The 23882-nt window shown below is 66.2% G+C and carries 20 protein-coding genes and 2 tRNA genes; 3 read left to right on the top strand and 19 right to left on the bottom strand.

Going from position 1 to position 23882, the window contains the following annotated elements; genetic code table 11:
• Positions 1 to 67 precede the first annotated feature (67 nt).
• Together E3T25_RS14100 and E3T25_RS14105 are read right to left on the bottom strand one after the other, a co-directional pair.
• Positions 68 to 1756: a ribonuclease J gene (locus E3T25_RS14100; protein ID WP_198412885.1), complete on the bottom strand. Its 1689-nt coding sequence runs from the start codon at positions 1754 to 1756 to the stop codon at positions 68 to 70.
• A 121-nt stretch (positions 1757 to 1877) separates the two neighbouring features.
• Positions 1878 to 2387: a hypothetical protein gene (locus tag E3T25_RS14105; protein WP_134374994.1), complete on the bottom strand. Its 510-nt coding sequence runs from the start codon at positions 2385 to 2387 to the stop codon at positions 1878 to 1880.
• A 305-nt stretch (positions 2388 to 2692) separates the two neighbouring features.
• Between E3T25_RS14105 and E3T25_RS14110 the strand changes: the two genes are divergently transcribed.
• Positions 2693 to 3895 carry an MFS transporter gene (locus tag E3T25_RS14110; RefSeq protein WP_241980902.1) on the top strand — a complete coding sequence of 401 codons (1203 nt, stop codon included), beginning with the start codon at positions 2693 to 2695 and terminating at the stop codon, positions 3893 to 3895.
• 16 nt (positions 3896 to 3911) lie between these two features.
• On the opposite strand, the gene E3T25_RS14115 is transcribed toward E3T25_RS14110, so the two are convergent.
• Positions 3912 to 4274, bottom strand: a complete 363-nt coding sequence (locus E3T25_RS14115) for a MerR family transcriptional regulator (RefSeq protein ID WP_241980903.1) — start codon at positions 4272 to 4274, stop codon at positions 3912 to 3914.
• 221 nt (positions 4275 to 4495) lie between these two features.
• Between E3T25_RS14115 and E3T25_RS14120 the strand changes: the two genes are divergently transcribed.
• Positions 4496 to 6016, top strand: a complete 1521-nt coding sequence (locus E3T25_RS14120; RefSeq protein WP_134374998.1) for a SulP family inorganic anion transporter — start codon at positions 4496 to 4498, stop codon at positions 6014 to 6016.
• A 69-nt stretch (positions 6017 to 6085) separates the two neighbouring features.
• On the opposite strand, the gene E3T25_RS16915 is transcribed toward E3T25_RS14120, so the two are convergent.
• The 5 genes from E3T25_RS16915 to E3T25_RS14140 all read right to left on the bottom strand — a co-directional run bounded on the left by E3T25_RS16915 (position 6086) and on the right by E3T25_RS14140 (position 10056).
• On the bottom strand, positions 6086 to 6262 hold the full coding sequence (locus E3T25_RS16915; protein ID WP_166785024.1) for a hypothetical protein: 177 nt from the start codon (positions 6260 to 6262) through the stop codon (positions 6086 to 6088).
• A 198-nt stretch (positions 6263 to 6460) separates the two neighbouring features.
• Positions 6461 to 7177, bottom strand: a complete 717-nt coding sequence (locus tag E3T25_RS14125; protein ID WP_134375000.1) for an HAD family hydrolase — start codon at positions 7175 to 7177, stop codon at positions 6461 to 6463.
• A gap of 363 nt (positions 7178 to 7540) precedes the next feature.
• Positions 7541 to 7614 (bottom strand) — tRNA-Ile (locus E3T25_RS14130).
• Positions 7615 to 7713: 99 nt separating this feature from the next.
• Positions 7714 to 8958 (bottom strand): glycosyltransferase, encoded by a 1245-nt coding sequence (locus E3T25_RS14135; RefSeq protein WP_420898248.1) that lies wholly within the window; start codon positions 8956 to 8958, stop codon positions 7714 to 7716.
• Positions 8959 to 9141: 183 nt separating this feature from the next.
• Positions 9142 to 10056, bottom strand: a complete 915-nt coding sequence (locus tag E3T25_RS14140) for a DMT family transporter (RefSeq protein WP_134375004.1) — start codon at positions 10054 to 10056, stop codon at positions 9142 to 9144.
• A gap of 41 nt (positions 10057 to 10097) precedes the next feature.
• On the opposite strand from E3T25_RS14140, the gene def reads away from it, so the two are divergent.
• Positions 10098 to 10664, top strand: a complete 567-nt coding sequence (gene def / locus E3T25_RS14145; protein ID WP_104099976.1) for a peptide deformylase — start codon at positions 10098 to 10100, stop codon at positions 10662 to 10664.
• 40 nt (positions 10665 to 10704) lie between these two features.
• Here the strand turns inward: def and E3T25_RS14150 are convergent, their stop codons facing one another.
• The 11 genes from E3T25_RS14150 to dusB all read right to left on the bottom strand — a co-directional run bounded on the left by E3T25_RS14150 (position 10705) and on the right by dusB (position 23862).
• On the bottom strand, positions 10705 to 11583 hold the full coding sequence (locus tag E3T25_RS14150) for a sensor histidine kinase (RefSeq protein ID WP_134343382.1): 879 nt from the start codon (positions 11581 to 11583) through the stop codon (positions 10705 to 10707).
• Between the two features lie 88 nt (positions 11584 to 11671).
• Positions 11672 to 11744: transfer RNA gene (locus E3T25_RS14155), tRNA-Asn, on the bottom strand.
• Positions 11745 to 11808: 64 nt separating this feature from the next.
• On the bottom strand, positions 11809 to 12717 hold the full coding sequence (locus tag E3T25_RS14160; RefSeq protein ID WP_370247802.1) for a D-isomer specific 2-hydroxyacid dehydrogenase family protein: 909 nt from the start codon (positions 12715 to 12717) through the stop codon (positions 11809 to 11811).
• A gap of 82 nt (positions 12718 to 12799) precedes the next feature.
• A complete protein-coding gene (locus E3T25_RS14165) occupies positions 12800 to 13720 on the bottom strand; it encodes an ATP-binding cassette domain-containing protein (protein WP_134375006.1) in 921 nt (306 codons plus the stop codon).
• A gap of 4 nt (positions 13721 to 13724) precedes the next feature.
• Positions 13725 to 15413 (bottom strand): ABC transporter ATP-binding protein, encoded by a 1689-nt coding sequence (locus E3T25_RS14170; RefSeq protein WP_134375008.1) that lies wholly within the window; start codon positions 15411 to 15413, stop codon positions 13725 to 13727.
• Positions 15410 to 16486 carry an ABC transporter permease gene (locus E3T25_RS14175; protein WP_134375010.1) on the bottom strand — a complete coding sequence of 359 codons (1077 nt, stop codon included), beginning with the start codon at positions 16484 to 16486 and terminating at the stop codon, positions 15410 to 15412. The genes E3T25_RS14170 and E3T25_RS14175 overlap by 4 nt, the downstream gene beginning before the upstream one ends.
• 1 nt (position 16487) lies before the next feature.
• A complete protein-coding gene (locus E3T25_RS14180) occupies positions 16488 to 17576 on the bottom strand; it encodes an ABC transporter permease (RefSeq protein ID WP_104099982.1) in 1089 nt (362 codons plus the stop codon).
• A 109-nt stretch (positions 17577 to 17685) separates the two neighbouring features.
• Positions 17686 to 19323: an ABC transporter substrate-binding protein gene (locus E3T25_RS14185; RefSeq protein ID WP_134343379.1), complete on the bottom strand. Its 1638-nt coding sequence runs from the start codon at positions 19321 to 19323 to the stop codon at positions 17686 to 17688.
• Between the two features lie 166 nt (positions 19324 to 19489).
• Positions 19490 to 21352 carry a DNA primase gene (gene dnaG, locus E3T25_RS14190; protein ID WP_134375012.1) on the bottom strand — a complete coding sequence of 621 codons (1863 nt, stop codon included), beginning with the start codon at positions 21350 to 21352 and terminating at the stop codon, positions 19490 to 19492.
• Between the two features lie 94 nt (positions 21353 to 21446).
• Entirely contained in the window at positions 21447 to 22697 is a 1251-nt protein-coding gene (locus tag E3T25_RS14195; RefSeq protein ID WP_174843953.1) for a deoxyguanosinetriphosphate triphosphohydrolase, read from the bottom strand.
• A complete protein-coding gene (gene dusB, locus E3T25_RS14200; RefSeq protein WP_104099986.1) occupies positions 22690 to 23862 on the bottom strand; it encodes a tRNA dihydrouridine synthase DusB in 1173 nt (390 codons plus the stop codon). The genes E3T25_RS14195 and dusB overlap by 8 nt, the downstream gene beginning before the upstream one ends.
• Positions 23863 to 23882: the final 20 nt, after the last annotated feature.

The following is a 23882-nucleotide window of genomic DNA, read 5'->3' on the forward strand; positions in this document are numbered from 1 at the left end:
CCGGGTGCACAGATGGGCGGCCGCATTACGCGGCCGCCCATTCGACGTGCTGGTGACGCCGGGCCGGTTAGGCGTCGACGACGACGGAGGTGATGACCGGAATGCGGCGGTACTTGCGCTGCATCCACCGGGTCACGCTCTGGGTGAAGATGTCCTCGAGTTCGGCCCCGTTGACGGTCTTGACCTTGTTCGCGGCGGCGAGGGCGTCGTCGATCGACTTGGTTGCACCTCGAATCCACTCGTCATCCTGCACGAAGCCGCGGGCGATGAACTCCACCGGCTCGACGAGAAGGCCCGTTCGGGTATCCAGGATGCCGAGGATCGTCAGGGCGCCGTCTTCGGAGAGCTGGACCCGGTCGGCAAGGGCCTCATCCGACCCCTCACCGCCCACGGTCATCCCGTGCACGAAGACGAGGTCGGCCGCGACTCGGCCGGTGACCTTGGCGACGCCGTCGACGAGGTCGACGACCACGCCGTCCTCCACGACCAGGACCTGTTCCTCGTCGATACCGGTACGGATGGCGAGGTTCGCGTTGGCGGTGAGGTGGCGCCATTCGCCGTGCACCGGCATGACATTCTTGGGCTTGACGATGTTGTAGCAGTAGGTGAGCTCGCCGGCCGAGGCGTGGCCGGAGACGTGCACCTTAGCGTTGCCCTTGTGCACGACGTTGGCACCCCAGCGGGTGAGGCCGTTGATGACCCGGTAGATCGAGTTCTCGTTGCCGGGGATCAGCGAGCTCGCCAGAAGAACCGTGTCGCCCTCCCCGATCCGGATGGTGTGCTCACGGTTGGCCATGCGGGCCAGGGCGGCCATGGGCTCCCCCTGCGAACCGGTGCAGATGAGCACGACCTTGTTGTCCTTCATCCGTTCCAGGGCTTTGGCGTCCACGAGCAGTCCCTGCGGGATGTCGAGGAAGCCGAGCTTCGCGGCGATGCCCATGTTGCGCACCATCGAGCGGCCGACGAAGGCCACCTTGCGGTCGTGACGGGCGGCAGCGTCGATGACCTGCTGGATGCGGTGCACGTGGCTGGCAAAACTCGAGACGATGATGCGGCGCGGCGCCGTGCGGAACACGGCGTCGATGGCCGGGCGGATGTCGCCTTCGGTGGTGGTGAATCCGGGCACGTCGGCGTTGGTCGAGTCGACCAGGAACAGGTCGACGCCCTCGGTGCCGAGCCGGGCGAATCCGGGCAGGTCGGTGAGGCGGTGATCGAGGGGGAACTGGTCCATCTTGAAGTCACCGGTGTGCAGCACCAGGCCGGCCTCGGTGCGGATCGCGATGGCGAGCCCGTCGGGGATGGAGTGGTTCACGGCCAGGAACTCGAGGTCGAACGGGCCAGCCTTACGGCGCTGCCCTTCCTTGACCTCGATCAGGCGGGGCGTGATGCGGTGCTCTTCGAGCTTGGCGCTGATGAAGGCCAGAGTCAGTTCCGACCCGATGATCGGGATGTCCTTGCGCTCGCGCAGCAGGTAGGGGACCCCGCCGATGTGGTCTTCGTGGCCGTGGGTGAGCACGATCGCCTCGATGTCCTGCAGCCGGTCCTGGATGGAGGAGAAGTCAGGCAGGATCACGTTGATGCCGGGCTGGTTCTCCTCCGGGAAGAGCACACCGCAGTCGACGATCAGGAGCTTGCCCTGGTGTTCGAAGACGGTCATGTTGCGACCGATCTCACCGAGACCGCCGAGGGGCGTGACGCGCAGGCCTCGCTTGGGCAGAGGCGGCGGGGTGGACAGGTCGAGCTGATGCTTGGTCAAAGTAACTCATTTCTTGGTGCGAGGCCGGGCGCATACCAGCGTGCCGGTCTTGATATTCAGTGCCGCCCACATTAGGCGGTGCCTGGTGATGGGTGTAGCAAAATCGGGTGGACCCTGTGGGCTAGGGCTGAGGCTTCTCGTTGCCGAGGAAAACAGGGACGAACGGGTCCGGGAGGAAGTCCGCCACGTTGTTAGCGGTGACGGCCGGCTCGGAATCGGTGAGCCGATCAATGAAGCCGAAAGCGAGCTCCTGGGTTGCTGGTGCGGCCACACCGGTTTTAACGCTGAAGGGTGAAGTCACCCAGAGGGACAGGGCTCGTTGCGGATCGTTGGCGGCGACAGCATCCGTGAAGTCATCGACAAACGTCGAACGGGGTTTGCCTAACCGGCCGGTGTCAGCCGGAGCCTCGGGCTGGGTGCGCGTCACGGCGATGTAGTACCGCGCGACGGTATAGACGAATAGAAACGCCGGGCCGCCGGAGCTGCCCTCTCGCGCCTTCTCGTCCATGGCTCTCATTTCGAAGATCCACTCCGAGCGCTCGGCGTGCCGGGCCAGGAGCAAAGCGATTTTGGTGAGCATGAAGTCCTGGATCAGGTGCTGATCGGTGCGGGCCAGCGGATGAACGAACATGAGTTGCTCCTCTCCAGAGCGCGAGTGGCGAGTTGCCCCCACATCTCAACCCTACCGTAACGTAAGGGATGAGTGGCGTATTCGATGGCGGCCCGGAGCGAACACAACGTCTACCCTCCTCTTACGTAAGAGTAAGGTAAATAGGTCGCATACGCTCGACAACGCCGACGTGCGTTCCCCCTTCCGTGAAAGGTCTCGTGTCTTCTCCCGCAGCACCCCCCAGTACCGAAGCCTCGCACCTGCCGCTCAGCGACAGAGCATCGGCGGGAACGTCCCGCTCTCGTCGGCGGGTCCCGTGGACCTGGGTGAGCCTCGTGGGCGCGGCCGGATTGATCTCGGTCATGACGGCGCCCGGCCAAACGGCCGGGCTGTCGGTGTTCACCGATCCGCTCATTGCCGAGCTGGGGGTCTCTCGCACCGACATCTCCGTCAGCTACCTGATCGGAACGCTCCTGGGCGCAAGCGCCCAACCTGTGGTCGGCCGAGCCCTGGACCGGTGGGGCGCCCGCCCGGTGACCATCGCCCTCGGGGCCGCCTTCGCCCTGATCCTGTTCTCGCTCAGCTTCGTCGGTGAGATCGGTGGACTCACCGCCGGGTTCGTGGGCGTGCGCATGGTCGGGCAGGGTGCTCTGACTCTCGCGACGACGACCGCGGTCGCCCGCGCCATCCACCACCGGCGGGGCCTGGCCCTGGGTCTGACCAGCGCCATCGGTTCAGCCGGGATCTCCCTGGCCCCGATCGGCCTGGAACGACTCATCGCCCTGGTCGGAATCCACAACGCCTGGCGGTGGGAGGCGGCGGCGGTGGCCGTGATCGTGATTCCCCTTGCCTTCGCGTTCCCTCGGCAAACCCGCCGCACGGTACCAACCGGGCCAACGCCGGCATCGCCGCCACTGCCATCGACGGCCCAGATCACCATTCAGGGTCCATCCTGGACGCTGCCCGAGGCAATCCGAACGGGCATGTTCTGGCTCCTCGCCGCCAGCCTGGCCACCTCGGGCATGCTGACCACCGGACTCGCCTTCCACCAGATCGCCCTCCTGGGCGAGCAGGGGCTTAGCCCGCTGGAAGCCGCGGCGAACTTCCTCCCCCAGACGATCACGGGAATTCTGGCCACCGTTCTCACCGGCAGCCTCGTCGACCGGGTCAACCCGAAACTGATCATGGTGTTCGCGATGGGCACGCTGACGGCGACGCTCCTGATGCTGCCACTCGTGGGATCCGGCTGGACCGCCGTCGTCTACGGCCTGGTGCTCGGCGCAGCCGGCGGCAGCCTGCGCGGAATGGAGGCGGCGTCCTATGTTCGTTTCTACGGCACCGTGCATATCGGCAGCATCCGTGGGGTGGCAATGTCGATCGGGTTGGCGTCGACGGCGTTCGGGCCGGTGGCCTTCTCACTGGGATTCGACGCGACCGGAGGGTTCACCGTACCGGCGATGGTGCTGGCGCTGATTCCGATCAGCGTGGCCGTCCTGGCGCTCTTCGTGAAGCCGCCACGGCACTCCTGACTGCGTGACTACGTGACTACTGGCGGCGTAGCAGGTCCAGGAACTCGTCTGCCATTTTCAGCTGTTGCTGCAGCTTCTCGCGCCGCTCGACTGCGAGGCGGATGAAGTTGCCCAGCTCCTCGCGCACCTCCGGGTTGTCCGAGCCCGACTCGCCGCCCTGGAGTATGTCGATGACCTTCAGCAGCTCGATCATTTCCTCGAGCGAGAACCCGAGCGGCTTCATCCGGCGAATCAAAATCAGCCGCGACAGGTCTTCCTGGGTATAGAGCCGGAACCCACCTTCAGTGCGGCCGGACGCCTTGAGCAGGCCGATTTCGTCATAGTGACGAATCGTTCGCAACGACAATCCGGTCTTCTCGGCCAGCTCGCCGATGTGCATCGTTCCGGTCGCTGTATCCGCGGTCATCTGGGATCCTTTCGTTCATCAACTAACACCCAACCCTAACGTTAGAGTAGTGTTGCGAGTGTTGGCTGACACTACGGTGTGAGCCCACCCCCCATTGTCGCCTGTGACAGTGTCGGCGTGCGCATCGCGGCGCCCCCTCCCCCTTTTTTCTGCCCATCCCGGTTTCTTTCAGAGACCCACGCACTGGAGGCCCCATGGCCCTGCTCCAAAAAACCCCCACGCCCAATCGCTACCAGGCTGAACCGACGGTGATGACCGCGCTGCGCACACCGCGCATCCTCACCCGGGAAGTACTCGCCGGCCTCGTCGTGGCGATGGCCCTCATCCCCGAAGCCATCGCGTTCTCGATCATCGCGGGCGTCGACCCCCGCGTCGGCCTGTTCTCCTCGTTCGTCATGGCCGTGTCCATCTCCTTCCTCGGCGGCCGCCCCGCGATGATAACCGCCGCCACCGGCGCGATCGCCCTCGTCATCGCCCCGGTCGCCCGTGACTACGGGCTGGACTACTTCATCGCCACCGTCATCCTCGCGGGCGTCTTCCAGGTCATCCTGGCCGTGATCGGCGTGGCCAAGATCATGCGCTTCATCCCGCGCAGCGTCATGGTCGGCTTCGTGAACGCCCTGGCCATCCTTATCTTCACGGCCCAGCTGCCGCAGCTCCTGAATGTGCCGTTCATGGTCTACCCGCTGGTCGCGGTCGGCATCATCATCATGGTCGTGATGCCCCGCATCACCAAGGTCATTCCCGCGCCGCTGGTGTCGATCGTCGTGCTGACCATCGCCACCGTGGTCATCGCGATCAACGTGCCCACCATCGGCGACCAGGGCGACCTGCCCGACAGCCTGCCCCAGCTCTTCATCCCCAACGTCCCGCTCACCTGGGAGACCTTCACGATCATCGCGCCATTTGCCCTCGGCATGGCCCTGGTCGGCATCCTCGAATCGCTGATGGCCGCCAAGATCGTCGACGAAGTCACCGACACCCACTCGCACAAGACCCGCGAAGCCTGGGGCCAGGGCGTCTCCAACATGCTCTCCGGATTCTTCGGCGGCATGGGCGGCTGCGCCATGATCGGCCAAACCATGATCAACGTGAAAGCCTCCGGCGCCCGCACCCGCATCTCCACCTTCCTCGCCGGCATCTTCCTGCTCGTCCTGGTCCTCGGACTCGGCGACCTGCTCGCGGTCGTCCCGATGGCCGCCCTGGTCTCCGTCATGATCATCGTGGCCTACCTCACCTTCGACTGGCACAGCATCCGCTGGAGCACCCTCAAGCGCATGCCCAAGAGCGAGACCAGCGTCATGGTCTCCACCGTGATCGTGATCGTGCTCACCCACAACCTCGCCATCGGCGTCATCGTGGGCGTCATCGTCGCCATGGTCGCCTTCGCCCGCCGCGTCGCCCACTTCGTCAACGTGGAACGCACCCTGCCCGAGGGTGAAACCGTACCCACCGCCTGCTACACGGTCACCGGGGCCCTGTTCTTCGCCTCGAGCAACGACCTGACGACCCAGTTCGAATATGCGGACGACCCGGAACGCATCGTGATCGACGTGTCGAACTCCCACATCTGGGACGCCTCCACCGTCGCCGCACTCGACGCGATCACCAACAAGTACGAGCGCCACGGCAAGCGCGTCGTCATCGTGGGCATGAACGAAGCCAGCTCCACGATGCACACCCGCCTGGCCGGGAACCTCGGCGGCGGCCACTGAGCCCCGATCCCAACAAAGACGAGTGGCCCCGCCAGCTGGCGGGGCCACTCGTCTTTTTCCCTGTGAGCTCTAAGCCCGGATCGGGGACACTCTCGGCGCATCAGAGATGAAGCGGCCGACGCGGGGCCGCGGCTCGGCGTGGCTGACATAGCCGGTGGCCTCCGCAGTCTGACGGAACGCCAGGGTGACGTAGCCCCCGACCCCGTCGATGCGAGTGGTTGTTGATACGTAGGAATTTGAATTCACTGTGCTCCTTGCAAAGTTGCAGACCGCTCAGCGCGTCGGCGATCGTGGATCGCTGGAGAGCGCGCGAACGAGCCTTCTTGATAATTGTCAGGTTGTTGGCTTCTATGAATGCCAACCAACCCGACCCACAAACTCTACCGTAACGTAAGTGTTAAGTCTTGCGACCGATCACGAGCCCCCGTCATATCCGCCCTGGGACTACTCGGGGAGCAGCTCGAACATGACGCCGGTGTCCAGCACTCTGATGCGCAGACGGTCGAGGCTCGGCACCACGAGGTCAGCGTCAAGCTGGTCGGCCGTGTACGTTCCGACGACACCGATCGTCAGGCAGCCGGCCGCACGGCCGGCTGCGAGGCCGGTGGGGGCATCTTCGACCACGACGCACCGGCGCGGATCCGCGCCCAGTCGTGCAGCCGCCTTGAGGAACGGCTCGGGGAACGGCTTGCCGCGGGGCGTGTCATCCATGGTCACGACAGTCGCCGGGATGGCAAAGCCCGCGGACTCGAGCCGGGCCAGGCACAGCGCACGGGAGCAGGAGGTGACGATGGCCCGGCGGTTTTCGGGCAGGGACCGCATGAGCTCCGCTGCCCCGGGCAGGATCTCGACGCCCTCGAGGTCGCCGAGCTCCAGCTCGAGGACCCGAGCGATGGACCATTCGATTTTGTCCTCTGGGACGTGGCGGGCGACCATCTGCCGTGCCGGCACGCCGTGCTCCACGCCGGTGAACGAGGGCCCGAGGCCCGCTTCCGCACCCCAACGCAACCACGAGCGATTCGCGGCCCGCGTCGAGTCGACCAGGGTGCCGTCCATATCGAAGAGGACCGCATCGAAAACCCGGTCGAGGAGAACGTGTCCCGTGGTGCTCTCTATGGCGGCATCTGTGATGCCATCGGCGGTATTGAGTCCCTGTGTCATGTTGTGTTTCCTTCCGTGAAGCCGTCATCGCCAGCTTCGGTACTTTCCCAATTCTCCCTCGTCTCCGAGCTCAGCCGCTCGAGCCCAGGCCCATCACGTGGTCTCTCGAGGACACTCGAGGCCATCCCAACTGGACCGTGCACCTTGTGAACGAGCGACCGGAACAGGCCAGCGTGGCGGCATAAACGGTGGATAAACGGTACCCGTCTCGAGTGCTCGCCCATCCAATGACTGCAAGATTTGCTGATCACAAGGCACTTCGGGCGAAGCAGCCGGTATTTGAATCCAGGAAAGTCAGTTGATGGGTCTGAATCTCGCTTCTGCTGCGGAAACTAAACACCCTGATCAAGTGAAGTTTTTTTGTAGGGCGGGTGGGACTTGAACCCACGGCCGACGGATTATGAGTCCGCTGCTCTAACCAGCTGAGCTACCGCCCCAATCGACGCAACTGCTCTGACGAGTGTGCGACCGATTCTGTGGTGATCGGGTGGATCACCGGGTTCAACGATACAGGCTCGAAAGGCGGGCTCGCCCGCCTACTCCGCGCCGCGGGCGGCCGCGTCGGAGGTGACCGCGTCGATAACCGGTTCCCCGCGATACAGGCACTCAAACGTGTTCAGGGTGCGGTTGATGTCGTGCACACCGATGAGCCGGAGGGAACTGTTTTTGAGCGCGTTCAGGTCGTCGGGTGCGGCTGTCAGAACTGTCGTGAGCTTGTCGGCGAGGTCCTGAGCGTTTCCGGGCTCGAACAGGTAGCCGTTCTGGCCATCGTGCACGAGGTGTGGGAGCGCCATGGCGTTGGCGGCCACGATCGGCAATCCAGACGCCATCGCCTCCATAGTCGCGATGCTCTGCAACTCCGCGATCGACGGCATCGCGAACACCGTCGAGCGGGTGTAGGCGGTCGCCAGTTCGGCATCCGTCACATAACCCGTGAACGTGACCCGACCACTGAGTCCGAGCGTCTGCGACAGATGTTCGAGGTTGCGCTTCTGGTCGCCGCCACCGACGATCTCCACCTTCACATTGAGGTCGGGCGAGAGCAGGACCACGGCCTGCAGCAGCACGTCGATCTGTTTCTCGCCGGTCACGCGGCCAACGAAAAGGATGCGGTTCTCGGTGCGTGGCGCGAAAGTCGGCGAGTAGTTGTGGGCGTCGATGCCGCATGAGATCGCCAGCACGCCCTCGAGGCCGGTGTAGCGCTCCAGGAACTGGGCGGCTCGCAGGGTCGGTGTGGTGACCGCTTCCGCCCGGCCGTAGGTACGCCTCGCAGCCCGCCAGGCGGCCTTGATGAGGCGATCGTGCAGGCCCTTTGGGACAAGGGTGAATTCCAGCATGTTCTCTGGCATGAAGTGGTTCGTGCCGATGATGCGGATGCCGCGCTTCGCTGCCTCGATCGTGACGGCACGACCCACGTTGATGTGGGACTGGAAATGGACGACATCCGGCTTGACCGTATCAAGGATTTTCCGGGTCTCTCGCGGAATGAACCACGGCAGGGCGTACCGCAGCCAATCGTGCGGGTACCAGCGCCAGCTCTGCAGACGGTGCACGACCATCGGCTGGCCTTCATGCACCTCGGTCCACGTGCCGAACTTGCGTGACGCGGCTGGAGCCATGATGTGCACTTCGTGCCCGCGGCCCACCATCCCGGCGGCAAGACGCTCGGCGAACCGGGCCGCGCCGTTCACGTCGGGGGCAAAGGTGTCCGCCGCGATCAGGATGCGGAGAGGCTTCTTCGCCGGCTCGCGGGGGCACGACTCGCTCGGCAAATCGGTCAAATCTGACAAAAGACAATGTCCCAACGTAAGTGAGCCGGAGTTCGTCATCCGGCGATAAATCATGTTTTCGACGGCGCGTACGCTGACGAAGTCTTCTAGAACCCTATTCTAATCCGGTGCTGCAACAGCCATACCGGGGGCGGCGCGCCCACGCGGACGCCCAACGGAGTGCTTGGAGCGCCGTCAGTCGTCGGCGAGAGGGTGATACCGGGCCAACAGGAAGACCCCGACGATGGCGACGACACCCGCGACGAGGAAGGCGACAGCCGCCCACGGCGGAGCCTGTTCGATCTCGCCCAGAACGACGATGCCGATGCCGACGGCGATCAGCGGATCGATCACGGTGAGTCCGGCGATGACCAGGTCCGGCGGGCCGGACGCGTAAGCGTTTTGCACGAAGTAGGCGCCGAGCACCGCCGCCAGCAAAAGCCCGATGACGCAGGTCAGGGTCAGCCACTCGAAGTTGCCGTTCTGGGTTCGGTTGATGACGACCTTGGCCAGCGTCGCGACGAACCCGTAGAGCACCCCGGCGCCGACAATGTAGAACATCGCCTTGAACTGGGTACGCAGCTTGAGGAACGCGACGCCGAAGAGAGACAACACGACGCCGAGCACGATCAGGATCGTGATCAGGTTGCCGTCGGTGACTGGTTTGTCCACGGCGGTGAACGCGGCCACTGTGACGAAAAGGGCCACGCCGCCGACGCACATCGCGATCGCGATCTTCGACGCGCGGTTGACGGGGACCCGGGTGATGCGGGAGTTCAGGATGGACGTGATCACGAGGGCGACGGCGCCGAGCGGTTGAACCATGATGATGGGGGCGAAGGCCAGACTGGAGAGCTGGAAAACGATCGCCAGCCCGAGCATTATCGTGCCGAAGACCCAGGAAGGCCGACCGAGCAGCAGCATCAACTGGCGCGGGTTGAGTCCCCCGGTGACCTCAGCCGTTTTGGCCTCGACCTTCGTGACGCCGCGATGCTGGAATTGAGCTCCCAACGACAGGAATACGGCACCCACCAGGGCGAGCGGAATCCCTAATGCCTGACGTGGATTGATTGCGATTTCCGCAGCCAGGTCGGTCAGGTCGGGGTTCACTCAAACGAGCCTATCGAGAACCGGCCCGTTATCCTTGAAGAATGGCCGTTCGTTCGATAGCAATTTCAGGAGATCCCGTTCTCCACTTCCCCGCCCTTCCCGTCACTGATTTCGACGATGATCTGCATGAACTCGTGCGGGACATGTTCGAGACAATGGATGCCGCGCCCGGCGTCGGTCTGGCGGCGCCGCAGGTGGGAGTGCCGCTCCGGCTCTTCACCTACAACTACCTCGATGACGACGGCCACCTGTGGCGTGGCGCGGCCATCAACCCGGAACTGTGGATCACCCCGGTTCCCTCGGGCGAGGCCGACGAGAACGAGGACGTCGAGGGCTGCCTGTCTTATCCGGGCGAACGCTTCCCGCTGCTACGCTCCCCCTCCGCCAGCCTGCGCGCGGTGGACCTTGAGCAGAAGCCCTTCGAGATTCACGCCGAAGACTGGCTGGCCCGCATCTTCCAGCACGAGTACGACCACCTCGACGGCACCCTGTACGTGGATCGCCTCGAGCACTTCTACGCCAAGATCGCCTTCAAGGTGACCCGCAAGCGTGGCTGGGGCACGCCCGGGCTCAGCTGGATGCCCGGCGTCGACAACCTTGAAGATTGACCAGGTAGGCCCGGCCTGATCCGCTGGCCCGGCGAAAGAATCAGCCGCGGTCGAGGTCCACTCCGTGGATGCCGTTGTGGAAGCGCAATGACGGGAAGATGGCCGTGACCGTGAACCCGACGCCGGGCACGGTCCCGGCGTTGAAGATGCCACCGAACATCGCGGTGCGCTCGCGCATCTGGGTGATGCCTGCCCCGGCTACGTTCGCACTCAGCGCCTTGAGGTCGTCGTCGATCGTGTACTTCGTGCGCGCGGCGAAGTCGGCGGCGTCGGCACTGTCCCGGCGAGCCACCGCACGGATGCCGTCATCCGCGACCAGCAGCTGCAGCCCGTCCTGAGTCCACGAGATCGTGACCCGAGCCTCCGTGCCTCGTCCTCCATGAGTGAGGGTGTTGGCCAGCGCGCTCTGCAGGATACGGATGACGGCCAGTTCGGCGCCCGGCTTGAGCGGGAACCGCTCGCCTGACTCGGTGAAGACCACGGTGACGCCCGCGTCACGCATGACTCGGAACAGGTCCTTCGCCGACTGCAGGCCCGGCTGGGCGGCGGAGACAGATTCACCCTCGCGCACGATCGTCAGCACGCGGCGCATGTCGGCCAGCGCCACCCGGCCATCGTCGACCAATGCCGTCGCCACCCGCACGGCGCTGGACGGGTCGCTCTCGGCCGTGTAGCGGGCACCTTCGGCACGGGTGATCAGCCGCGCGACGGACAGCACGGCCACGTCCTGAAGATCCCGGATGATGCCGAGCCGGCCCTGTTGTTCGGCAAGAGACAGTTGCAGGTCAATGCGTAGCCGTTCGGCCGCCGTGCGGTCGAAGACCACGCGCCGGGCCCGGACAAGGGTGACCAGCCAGAGGGCGAGCAGCCCGACGACGAGCACGGCCAGAACGGTGCTCACGGTGAGCCAGGACTCCACGGATGCCGCCTTTTCTGCGACCGCGTCGCACGGAAGTGAACGGGATACAAAAAAGGCCACCAGGGGTGGAGCCCTTGGTGGCCTTTCGCTCCCCGACTTGGACTCGAACCAAGAACCTGCGCATTAACAGTGCGCTGCTCTGCCAATTGAGCTATCGAGGAATGTCGCTTGAACAGCTCTGTTACTTTATCAAAAGTTGGTGATCTGCCAAATCGGCGTCAACCGTCAGTAGCCGATTTGAGGGTCAACGACCCCGACGTACCGCCCATCCGCAAGGAAGGCACCCACATTCAGGCGAATCCGCTCGGCCAGGAGCGGGGCGGTCATCTCGGGCGTGTCGGCCGAATGCGGCGTGATCAAGCACCGCGCCTCGGCCCAGAGCGGATGCCCCTGCGGCAACGGCTCCGGATCCGTCACGTCGAGGGCCGCGCCGGCGATGGTTCCTGCGGCCAGCGCTGCCACCAGAGCGTCCGTGTCGACGAGCGGGCCGCGGGCGATGTTGACGAGCACGGTCTCGGGCCGCATCAGCTCGAGTTCGGCCCGGCCGATCAGGTGGCGGGTGCCGCCCGTGAGCGCAGCCGCCACGACGACGACGTCGCTGGTCTGGAGAACGCCGGAGAGGGCGTCCGTCACCACCGTCTGAGCCGCACCGGGCACCGGCTCGGTGCTGCGGCGCACCACTGTGACGTGGGTGCCGAACGGCGCGAGCAGGCGGATCAGCTCACGGGCGATCCCACCAGCGCCGATGATGGTCACGTTGAGGCCGTAGAGCGAGCGCCCCTCGGACAGCGTGCTCCAGCCCTCGGCCCGAGCGCGCTTCGGCAGCACCCGCAACAGCGCCAGGGTGAGAGCCAGGGCGTGTTCGGCGACGGGCTGCGCGTACGCGCCCTTCGCGCTGGTCCAGAGAAGGTCCGGGCGGTCCAGGCCGGCAAGCACCCCACTGAAGGCGTCGACGCCCGCCCAGGGGAGCTGCACCCACCCGATGCCGGGATACGCGTGCAGGGTGGCGCGCAGCTCGTCGGCCCGGCCGTAGTCCAGCCAGATCAGTCCGCGGGTCTCGCCGGAGAGCTCCGTCACGGTTCCCCCGGCAGCCTCGACCGCCCGGGAGAAGGCCGGTTCCGGCCGCGGCAGGATGGTGATCGGACCGGGGGCCGGTCGTCGGTGCGCCGGAAGGGGCGTGACCTCGTCGGTGAGAACGGCCTGGTGTTGCACGGATTCAGTTTTCGATGACATGTTCGTCGGATTCACTCTCGTAATCGTAGTTGTCGTCGTCGTTCTCCTCGTCCGGCGCCTCCCCCATCAGAGCCGCAGCCAGGCCGGCGACATACGGATGCCACGGGTCGTCGAACACCTCGTCGATCGTGCCCAGCCCCACCAGCACGCCCTGGTGCAGCACGGCGATTCGGTCTGCGACCCGGCGAAGCACGCTGAGATCGGAACTGATCACCAGCGCCGAGAAGGCCCGCTCGCGCTGCAGCTCGCCGATCAGGTCGACCACGGCGTCCCGGACGGTGGCATCGACGCCGGCCGTCGGCTCGTCCGCGATCAGGACCGACGGCCCGAATACCAGCGCCCGGGCCAGCGCCACCCGCTGACGCTGACCATTGCTCAGCTCGTAGGGGAATTTGGTGAGCACCGACAACGGAAGCCGCACCGCGTCGACCATGGTCGCCACTTGCTCGTCGAGGATGTGCCGGTCGTAGCGCCGGTCTCGGTCGAGCACGAGCTCGGCCACGATCTCCGCCACCGTCAGAATCGAGGGCAGCGTGTCGGCAGCATCCTGGGCGAGGTGCCCCACCCCGAAGGTGAGCCGGGCCAGCTTGCGCCGACGGATGCCGCGGAGCCGGTACCCGAGCACCGTCGCCTCTCCCCCGGTGATCTCTGGTCGAACGTCGCCGGTGCCCCCGCCGCCGTGGCTGAACGCGGCGCCCGACAGAACCCGGGCCAGCGTGCTCTTGCCCGAACCGCTCTGCCCGAGAAGTCCGAGCACCTCGCCAACCCCGACCTGCAGGGTAAGGCCACGCACGGCCGTGAATGCGCCGCTGGCACCGTGCGGCGGGTACTCGACCGTCAGGTCACTGGTGGAGATCGGACTTGTCGGACTTGTCGGACTTGTCGGTGCGGCGCCGCGGATCATGTGTCTATCCTGCCTCACGCAGTCGGCGCAGTCCCTCCCGGCGCAGGGCCTGCTCGGCCGGGTCCGGCACGGGCAGGGAGGCCAGGAGCCGCTGGGTGTAGGGATCCTTGGGTGCACCGAGAACCTCGGCGCTGGTGCCCTCCTCGACAAGTTTTCCTCGGTACAGCACCGCGATCCGGTCCGCGACGAGGTCGACGACAGCCAGGTCATGACTGATGAACAGCGCGGCAAAGCCGAACTCCCGCTGGAGTTCGGCGAACAGCTCCAGCACCCGCGCCTGCACGGAGACGTCGAGAGCGCTGGTGGGCTCGTCGGCGATCAGCAGTGGCGGCTCCAGGGCGAGCGCCCGCGCCAGGCTCGCGCGCTGGCGCTGGCCGCCGCTCAGCTCGTGCGGGTAACGGTCGCCGTAGGCACGCGGCAGCTGCACGGCCTCGAGGAGCTCGTTGACCCGCGGGCGAGCGTGGGCGGCGTTCTTCGCCCGACCGTGCACCACCAGCGGTTCAGCGACGCAGTCGGCGATGGTCAGCAGCGGGTTGAAACTCGACGCCGGGTCTTGGAAGACGAACCCGATGTCGCTGCGGAACTTCCGGAACGCACGCTCCTTGAACCCGTTCATCTCGTGGCCCATCACGGTCAGAGAGCCACCGGTCACCCGGGTCAGGCCGGCGATGGCCCGCCCGATCGTGGTCTTGCCAGAACCGCTCTCCCCCACCAGACCGAGAACCTCACCGGGCCGGATCAGGAAGCTCACGCCGTCGACGGCGGTGAAACCGGACCGGCCGAGCCGGCCGGGGTATTCGATTCGGAGCTGGTCGGCGACGACGACCGGCGCCTGCTGCTCCCAGCCGGCCGCGCGGGCCGTGGCACGGGCGGCGGCGTGCACGACCCCCTGGCCCACGTGAGGCACGGCGGCGAGCAGCTTCTTCGTGTAGTCGTTCTGCGGCGAGCGGAAGAGGGTTTGGGCATCCGCCTCTTCGACGACCTTGCCCTGGTACATCACCGCAACCCGGTCGGCGAGGTCTGCGACCACGCCCATGTTGTGGGTGATGAGCACGATCGCCGTGCCGAATTCATCGCGGCAGCGGCGCAGTAAGTCCAGGATCTCGGCCTGCACGGTCACGTCGAGCGCCGTGGTCGGCTCGTCGGCGACGATCAGGCCGGGGTCGAGCACCAGGGCCATGGCGATCACGACGCGCTGCTTCTGGCCGCCGGAGAACTGGTGCGGGTAGTAGTCGACGCGGGTTTCCGCGTCGGGGATACCGACCCGCCCGAGGACCTCGATGGCCTTCTTGCGGGCTTCCTTGCGACTGAACTGGCCGTGCGCGCGGATGCCCTCCATGATTTGCCAACCCACCGTGAAGACGGGGTTCAGCGCGGTCGAGGGTTCTTGGAACACCATTGAGACGTCGGTGCCGCGAACCTGCCGCAGCTGGGCTGTGCTGAGCGCGATGACGTTGCTCTCGCTCGAGCCGTCCTTGCTGCTGAGGATGACGGCCCCGGAGGCGGTCGCCGTCTCCGGCAGCAGCCCGAGGATGGTCTTGGCGGTGACGGTCTTGCCGCTCCCGCTCTCGCCGACGATGGCCAGGACCTCGCCGGGAGCGACCCGCAGGGTGACGCCGTCAACGGCCCGAACGGCTCCGGCGTCGGTCGCGAACGAAATGCCCAGATCGGTGATGGTGAGCACGTCGGTCATGGTCGCTCCTCGAGTCCTTCGGTGTGATGGGTTGCGGCGCCTTCCAGTCCGTCGAGCCCGCCGGGGCCGGCGACGAGGGTGCCACCGGGAACGACCGAGGTCTGCGCGACGATCCCGGCCGACTGGCCGACTGCGCGGCGTCCGCGCAGGCGGGGATCGGCCAGGTCGTTGAGGCTTTCGCCGACCAGCGTAATGCCGAGCACGACGAGCACGATGGCCAGGCCGGGGAACAGTGACGTCCACCAGATGCCGCTGGTGACGTCCGAGAGGGCCTTGTTGAGGTCGTAGCCCCACTCGGAGGCGGCCGTCGGTTCAATGCCGAACCCGAGAAAGCCGAGGCCCGCGAGGGTCAGGATGGCCTCCGACGAGTTCAGGGTGAAGATCAGCGGAAGGGTGCGGGTGGCATTGCGGAACACGTGCCGGAACATGATCCGGCCGCTGCCGGCACCCAGCACGCGTGCGGATTCCACGTAGGCCTCCGCCTTGATCCGCACCGTTTCGGCGCGGATCACTCGGAAGTACTGCGGGATGAAGACCACGGTGATCGAGATCGCCGCCGCCAGCACACCGCCGATCAGGTTGGACTTGCCCCCGGAGATGACGATCGACATCACGATGGCGAGAAGCAGCGATGGGAACGCGTAGACGGCGTCGGAGACGACCACCAGGATCCGGTCGAGCCAGCCGCCGAAATAGCCCGACACCAGTCCGAGGAACACCCCGGCGAAGATCGACAGTAGGACGGCCACAATGATCACGAACAGGGCGGTCTGGGCACCCCACAGCACCCGGGAGAGCACGTCGTAGCCGCTGACGGTGGTGCCCAGCGGATGCGCGCCCCCGGGCGGCTGCTGGGCTCCGAAGGCGCCGTCGGCGTCGCGCAGTTGGCTGAAGCCGTAGGGCGCGAGCACGGGGGCGAAAATGGCGGTCAGCACGAAGAGAGTGGTGATCACCAGGCCGGCGACCAGCATCCCGCGCTGGAGTCCGATGCTCTGCCTGAGCTGGTGCACGACGGGGAGGCGGGACCAGACGCTGCGCTTCTGCCGGGCGGAGATCACGGTGGCGTCACTCATCTCAGTACCTCACTCTCGGGTCGATCAGTGCGGCGATGATATCGACGACGAAGTTGGAGAGGGCGACGATCACGGCGAGCAGGGCGACGATCCCCTGCACGGCCACGAAGTCCCGGGCCTTGAGGAACTCGGAGAGCATGAAGCCCAGGCCCTTCCATTCGAAGGTGGTCTCGGTCAGCACGGCGCCGCCGAGCAGCAGGGCGATCTGGAGGCCGATCACGGTGATGATCGGGATCAGGGCCGGCCGGTAGGCGTGCTTCCGCACCAGGCGGAACTCGCTCACCCCACGCGAGCGAGCGGCGTCGACGTAATCGGTGCCGAGGGTTCCGATCACGTTGGTGCGCACGAGGCGGAGGAAGACCCCCGCAGTGAGCAGCCCGAGCGTCAGCGCGGGGAGCACGGCATGCTCGAGAACGTCCCCGAGCACGGTCGGGTCCCCGGTCAGGATGGCGTCGATCGTGTACAGGCCGGTCTGGTTCGGCAACAGCTGCATCTGCAGCTCGGAACCGGTCGAGGCCCGCCCGGAGACGGGAAGCACGTCGAGGTAGACGGCGAAGACGAGTTTGAACAACAGCCCGGAGAAGAACACCGGCGTGGCGTAGCAGAGGATCGCGAAAACCCGGAGGAAGGCGTCCGCGGATTTGTCCCGCCAATAGGCGGCGACCATGCCCAGGGGAATCCCGACGATGAACGCGACGACGAGGGCGTAGAAGACGAGCTCGAACGTGGCCAGCCCATAGGTGACCAGGATCTCGGAGACGGGACGGTTGGTGCTGATGGTCGTGCCGAAGTTGCCGGTGAACACCTGACCCAGGTACTCGATGTACTGCACGAAGATGGGCCGGTCGTAGCCGGCGGCCTGGATGCGCTCGGCCAGCTGTTCGGGCCCGAGACGCCCGCCGAGAGCGGCCGTGATCGGGTCACCGGTCGTGCGCATCAGCCAGAAGACCATGGACACGAGGATGAAGATGGTGGGAAAGATCAGCAGAAAGCGGATCAGGATGTACCGGCCGATCCCGCCGTCAGTTGCGGGACGTTTCTTGCGTCCCGTCGCGCGGGGCGACGGGGGGCGCGTGGTCACAGTGGTCATTCCTGCCTAACGATAGGACTGTGCGATTAGAACGTGACGGGGGCACCCAGCGCGCAAGCGGCTGGATGCCCCCGGGTTTCAAATTAGAAAATGCTAACCGGTTGACGAACTAACCTTTGACCAGTGCCGCGTAACGGAACTTGAACGACGCGTCGAGCGTGTCGCTGGTTCCGGTCACATCGGGGCCGGTGACGGCAACCTGGGCGCCCTGGAGCAGCGGCACGGTCGACAGCTGCGCGGCGACCTTGTCCTGGATCTCCTCGATCAGCTTCGTGCGCTCGGCGGGATCGGCGGTGACGGCCTGCTTCAGGATCAGGGCGTCGACCACCGTGTCGCTGTAGTGGTTCTTGAGGAAGCCGCCTTCGAGGAAGAACGGGGTCAGGTAGTTGTCGGCGTCAGAGTAGTCCGGGAACCAACCGAGCTGGTAGATGGGGTAGACATCCGTCGTGCGGTCCTTCGAGTACTGAACCCACTCGGTGGTCTGCAGGTCGACGGTGAAGAGGCCCGAGGCTTCCAGCTGGTCTTTGACCAGGGCGTACTCGTCGCCGGACGACGGGCCGTAGTGGTCGTTACTGTACTGGAGGTTGAGCTTTACCGGACCGGTCACGCCGGCGGCCTTGAGGGTTGCCGCGGCCTTGTCGACGTCGGGGGCACCCTCACCGTCGCCGTAGAGGCCCTTGAGGGACTCGGTGGCACCGGTCAGTCCGGCGGGAACGTAGGAGTACACCGGGGTGTACGTGCCCTTGTAGACCTGCTCGGCGATTTCGTCGCGGTCGACCAGGTCGGCCACGGCCTGGCGCACGGCAAGGGCCTTGGCCGGGTCGGCCTCGGCGGTCTTGGCGCCGAACGGCTGGGTGTCGAAGTTGAAGACGATGTAGCGGAGTTCGCCGCCGGGTCCGTCGACGACCTTGACCTTATCGTTGCCGCGCAGGTCCTCGATGTCGGTGGCCGACAGGCTACGGAACGCCACGTCGATATCACCCTGCTGCACTTCGAGCTTCAGATTGGAGGCGTCGGCGTAGTACTTCACGTTGACGACGTCGGTCTTGGCCGCGCCCAGGAGACCCTCGTAGTCCGGGTTGGCCTTGTAGCCGACCAGGTTGTTGAAGTCGTAGCTGGTGATGACGTACTGGCCGGCGAACGCGTTGGCGTCGACGATGTCCTGGTCCGGCGTGAGCTTCGTGGCCGAGAAGGTGTCCTCGTCGACGATGGGGCCAGCCGGGCTGGACAGGATCTGCGGGAAGATCTGGTCGTCCGCCTGCTTGAGGGTGAAGACAACCGTGGTGTCATCGGGGGCCGCGACGCTGTCCAGGTTGTAGAGCAGCGAGGAGGGGCCGTTGTCGTCCGCGATCGCCAGCTGGCGGTCGAAGGTGAACTTGACGTCGGAGGAGGTGAGTTCGTTGCCGTTGGCCCACTTCAGACCGGGCTTGAGGGTGACCGTGTACTCGTTGGGGCTGGTGAACGCGGCGGCCGTGGCGATGTCGGGCTCGACGTCCGGACTGCCGTAGGGCGTGTTCATCAAGAATGGGAAGACCTGGTTCTGCACCGCGAACGAGCCGTTGTCGTAGGAACCGGCCGGGTCAAGCGACGTGATCTTGTCGGTCGTGCCGATCGTGATGGCTTCGCCACCCGAGCTGGTCTCGTCGTCGGTTCCGCCGGCGGAGCAGCCCGCCAGGGTCAACGCGGCGACCGCGACAACCGCGGCGGCACTGAGCCCTCTCGCGCGTGAAGTGGATGAGAATGCCATAGCCGTGAGCCTCTTCCTCTAGAAAACCGATGCCGGGCGCAGGAATCGTGCACGGCCAGCATTGCTGTAGGAAAAGAAGTAGCACAGAATGCGCGGTGTCCCGGCGCAATACGATGCATCTTTATCGAGCTGCAACCAAGGAGGAGCCGGGCGAGACGAGCCCGGTCTAATCCTCCCGGAGGTTGCGGCGCTCGGCCTCGACTCGCACCAGCTCCCGCTGGAGCGCCACATAGACGTCGCGATTGGTCGCATCCGCGCGCTGGAGCCGACCGAGCAGTTCGGCCTTCTGGCGAAGCAGGTCCCGGTCGATCAGGGCCACGGTGATGTCGCGCACGTAGCGGCCGATTTCGCGTTCGGACCGTTCGGGCAGGGAAGCCATCGCCAACTCCTTGACCAGGTTTTCCAGCGTGGCCGGGACCTCGGCGACGATGCGGTCGAGCCAGTCGACGGCGTCGTGGTGGGGCGCGGTGGCCGCGATGGCGTCGCGCACCACTGCCAGGGAGGTGTTCACGAAGTTCGTGGCCGCGGCGCGCTGGATCAGATCCACCCCGACGACGGTAGGGCGCTGCAGCATGGCCATCAGGCCGTCGCGTTCCAGCCGGGTGACGGGGTCGGTCGCCAGGTCGATCATGGAGAACGGCTGCTCCCGGGGCACCGGCTCGTTCTCCCCCGGCCGAGCTCCCGGAGTGGCCGTACTGGTGCTCCGGGAGCGCGACAGAGCGGCGGAGACGGCCTTGCCGACCTCGCCGAGCTCCATGCCGAGCATGCGCGCCAGCTCGTGCGTGTAACCGGGTCGCAGGGTCGGGTCACGGATGTCGCCGACGATCGGCGCCGCGGCGCGAAGCGCGGCGACGCGACCCTCCACCGTGTCGAGGTTGTATTGGCCGAGCAACTGCCGGATCATGAATTCGAACATGGGCTTTTTCGAGTCGATCAGTCGGCGCACGGCGTCATCGCCGCGGTGCAGTCGCAGGTCGCACGGGTCCAGTCCCTCGGGCGCGACGGCCACGTACGTCTGGGCGGAGAAACGCTGCTCCTCGCTGAATGCGCGCACGGCGGCCTTCTGGCCGGCGGCATCCGGATCGAACGTGAACACGACCTCGCCGACCCCGCTGTCGTCGCCGAGCACGCGACGCAGCACCTTGATGTGATCGACCCCGAAGGATGTGCCGCAGGTGGCGACCGCGGTCGTCACCCCGGCAAGGTGGCAGGCCATGACGTCGGTGTATCCCTCCACGACGACGACCTGGTGGCCTCGGGAAATGTCGCGTTTGGCGAGGTCAAGCCCGTAGAGCACCTGGGACTTGTGGTAGATCGGCGTTTCGGGGGTATTCAGATATTTGGGTCCCTTGTCGTCGTCGAGGAGCCGACGCGCCCCGAAGCCGATGGTCTGCCCGGTGATGTCCCGGATCGGCCAGACCAGGCGGCCGCGGAACCGGTCGTACACGCCGCGGTCGCCGCTGGAAACGAGACCGGACAGCGTGAGTTCCTCGGTGGAGAACCCCCTGGCGCGCAGGTGGTTGGTGAGCTCGTCCCAGCTTTTCGGGGCGAAGCCGACCCCGAACCGGGCGGCCGCGAGGGAGTCGAAGCCGCGTTCGCCGAGGAAGGTACGCCCGACCAGGGCGCCGGGGCTGCCGAGGCGTTCCACGAAGAAGTCGGCCGCGGCCTGGTTGGCGGCGTACAGGCGGGCCCGATTGGTGTGGTCGGGAGCCTCGCCGGCGCCGCCCTCGTAGTGCAACTCGATACCGACCCGGCCGGCGAGCCGTTCGACGGCCTCACTGAAACTGACGTGGTCCATTTTCTGCAGAAAGGAGTAGACGTCGCCGCTCTCGCCGCAACCGAAGCAGTGGTAGAAACCGACCTGTGGGCGCACGTGGAAGCTTGGGCTGCGCTCGTCGTGAAAGGGGCACAGCCCCTTCATCGATCCCACGCCGGCGGACTTGAGACTCACGTAGTCGCCGACGATGTCGGCGATGTTGGTGCGGGACTTGACCTCTTCGATGTCGTTTTGTCGAATCAGGCCTGCCATAGCTGAATGTTAGTCCTGCCCGTGTCGGTGTTCGGTGTGGTGTCGTCGTTCTGTGCGGTGCTGCCCGTGCTGTCCGTGCTGTTGTTCGCGCGGGTCAGTGCTTTACAAGGCGTTCGTACCAGGCCAGCGCGGACTGGTCGGTAAGGCTGGCGACCTGGTCGACGACGACGCGTTTGCGGGCTGCGGCGTCGGCGGCTGCGTGCCAGTCCTCCCGGTATCCCGCGTCGAGGTGTTCGTCCCCCGTCGCGTGCAGCGTGCGCGCCAACAGGGTGAGCACCTGCCTCTGCTCCACATAGATGGGCCTGCGGGTCTGTCGCGTCATCACGAAGGTCGCCACGATGCCCTTGAGCACGGCGATCTCCGCCTCGACCTCCCGCGGCACGACCACGTGGGCGCCGAACCGAATCAGGTCGCCCCCCGGGTTGGCGTCGCGGGTGGCGCGCACGGCGGCACCGCTGAAGCGGCCGATCAGCTGGCTGGTCAAGTTCTTCAGCAGGCCTTGGTCGCGGCGGCTGCCCGACCAGGTCTCAAGCCAGGCGTTGAGCGAGTCCAGCCGGTCGAAGGCGTCGGCCAGGTCCTCCTCGGAGAGACCATCGCCGGTCCACTCGGTCATCGTGGCCAGAAGCGACTCGTGGTTGGTCCGGCTGCCGAGCTGGCCGACGTCGATGTAGCCGTTGACGACGGCGTCCTCGAAGTCGTGCACGGAATACGCGATGTCGTCGGAGAGGTCCATCACCTGCGCCTCGATGCAGCGCCGGCGCTCCGCGGCGCCGGAGCGCATCCACTCGAAGGCCTCCCTGTCGTCCGGGTAGAAGCCGTACTTGGCGCGGCCGCTCGGATCGGCGACCGACGAGTCGGCCGGCCAAGGGTATTTGCAGCTCGCGTCGAGGCTCGCCCGGGTGAGATTGAGCCCATAGCTGCGGCCGTGACGGCCGAAGACCTTGGGTTCGAGTCGGGTGAGCAGGCGGAGCGTCTGCGCGTTACCCTCGAAGCCGCCGATGTCTGCGGACCAGGTGTTGAGGGCCTTCTCGCCGTTGTGGCCGAAGGGCGGATGGCCGATGTCGTGCGCCAGGCAGGCGGTGTCGACGATGTCCGGGTCGAGGCCCAGCCGCAGAGCGAGTTCGCGCCCGACCTGGGCGACCTCGAGAGAATGGGTGAGTCGGTTGCGCGCGAAATCGAGACCGGCGGCCGGGCTCAGCACCTGGGTCTTCGCGGCCAACCGGCGCAGAGCGCTCGAGTGCAAAAGCCGGGCCCGGTCGCGAGCGAAATCGCTGCGCCTGGAGCCGTGCTCCTCAGGCAGCCAGCGTTCCTCGTCGTGCCTGCTGTATCCGGTCTCATTAGCCACCGCTTGTGTCCCCTTCACCTTCGGTCAGATTGGCGCGTTCCGCCGACACCAGCTCCTGGGAGTCGAGCCAGTGTTCAGGAAGTGAGGTTTTCTTCGGGCTGCCGGCCCGACCCCGGGGCCCCTCGGCGCCCTCGCCGGGGTAGTCCTGATCGCCGTCGAGGGTGCCCAGCAGATCGTCGAGCTGCGCGAGCGAGACGACCGAGGCCAGGCTCGCCCGCAGGTCGCCCCCGACCGGGTAGCCCTTGAAATACCAGGCCACATGCTTGCGGATGTCCCGGCAGGCTCGCTCCTCGCTCTCGAAGAATTCGGTCAAGAGCACCGCGTGGCGGCGGAAGGCGTCGGCGACCTGGCCCAGGTTGGGCTGGATCCTGGCAGCCGCCGCGCCGAACTCGCCGCCGCGGAAAGCCGCGGCGAGGTCACCAAACAGCCAGGGGCGGCCCAGGCAGCCGCGCCCGACGACGACGCCGTCACAGCCGGTCTCCGCGACCATGCGCAGGGCGTCCTCGGCGGACCAGATGTCACCGTTGCCGAGCACGGGCACGCTGGTGACGGTTTTCTTGAGGGTCGCGATGGCGGACCAGTCGGCCTGGCCGGAGTAGTACTCGGCGGCCGTGCGGGCATGCAGGGCGATGGCCGCGACACCGGCGCCCTCGGCCGCCTTGCCGGCCTCCAGATAGGTCAGATGATCGGAGTCGATGCCCTTGCGCATCTTGACGGTAACCGGCACGTCACCGGCCGCGGTGACGGCACCCTCGACGATCTGACGGAAGAGCCCGAGCTTCCAGGGCAGGGCGGCGCCGCCGCCCTTGCGGGTGACCTTGGGAACCGGGCAGCCGAAGTTGAGGTCGATGTGGTCGGCCCGGTCCTCGGCCACAAGCAGGGTGACCGCCTCGGCGACGGTCTTCGGGTCCACGCCGTACAGCTGGATTGAGCGGGTCTTTTCGCTCTCGTGATGGTTGATCAGTCGCATCGACTCCGGCGTGCGTTCGACCAGCGCACGGGAGGTTATCATCTCGCTGACATAGAGGCCTGCGCCGTATTCACGGCACAGACGACGGAACGCCGTGTTGGTAATCCCTGCCATGGGCGCGAGAACGACGGGCACGTCGAGCGTGAGCGGGCCGATCGTGAGGTTCGCCGGGCTGGTCTGGGTTACGGAAGTCATCCGTTCAATTCTCCCCCACG

Source organism: Cryobacterium sandaracinum, from assembly GCF_004403415.1.
Classification (GTDB): Bacteria; Actinomycetota; Actinomycetes; order Actinomycetales; family Microbacteriaceae; genus Cryobacterium; species Cryobacterium sandaracinum.

Excerpts from the sequence above, each read along its gene's own strand:
- E3T25_RS14120 (WP_134374998.1), top strand. The coding sequence starts at position 4,496 with ATGGCCCTGCTCCAAAAAACCCCCACGCCCAATCGCTACCAGGCTGAA.
- E3T25_RS14180 (WP_104099982.1), bottom strand. The coding sequence starts at position 17,576 with ATGACCACTGTGACCACGCGCCCCCCGTCGCCCCGCGCGACGGGACGC.
- E3T25_RS14175 (WP_134375010.1), bottom strand. The coding sequence starts at position 16,486 with ATGAGTGACGCCACCGTGATCTCCGCCCGGCAGAAGCGCAGCGTCTGG.
- dnaG (WP_134375012.1), bottom strand. The coding sequence starts at position 21,352 with ATGGCAGGCCTGATTCGACAAAACGACATCGAAGAGGTCAAGTCCCGC.
- def (WP_104099976.1), top strand. The coding sequence starts at position 10,098 with ATGGCCGTTCGTTCGATAGCAATTTCAGGAGATCCCGTTCTCCACTTC.
- E3T25_RS14165 (WP_134375006.1), bottom strand. The coding sequence starts at position 13,720 with ATGATCCGCGGCGCCGCACCGACAAGTCCGACAAGTCCGACAAGTCCG.
- dusB (WP_104099986.1), bottom strand. The coding sequence starts at position 23,862 with ATGACTTCCGTAACCCAGACCAGCCCGGCGAACCTCACGATCGGCCCG.
- E3T25_RS14185 (WP_134343379.1), bottom strand. The coding sequence starts at position 19,323 with ATGGCATTCTCATCCACTTCACGCGCGAGAGGGCTCAGTGCCGCCGCG.
- E3T25_RS14125 (WP_134375000.1), bottom strand. The coding sequence starts at position 7,177 with ATGACACAGGGACTCAATACCGCCGATGGCATCACAGATGCCGCCATA.
- E3T25_RS14115 (WP_241980903.1), bottom strand. The coding sequence starts at position 4,274 with ATGCACATCGGCGAGCTGGCCGAGAAGACCGGATTGTCGTTGCGAACG.
- E3T25_RS14105 (WP_134374994.1), bottom strand. The coding sequence starts at position 2,387 with ATGTTCGTTCATCCGCTGGCCCGCACCGATCAGCACCTGATCCAGGAC.
- E3T25_RS14170 (WP_134375008.1), bottom strand. The coding sequence starts at position 15,413 with ATGACCGACGTGCTCACCATCACCGATCTGGGCATTTCGTTCGCGACC.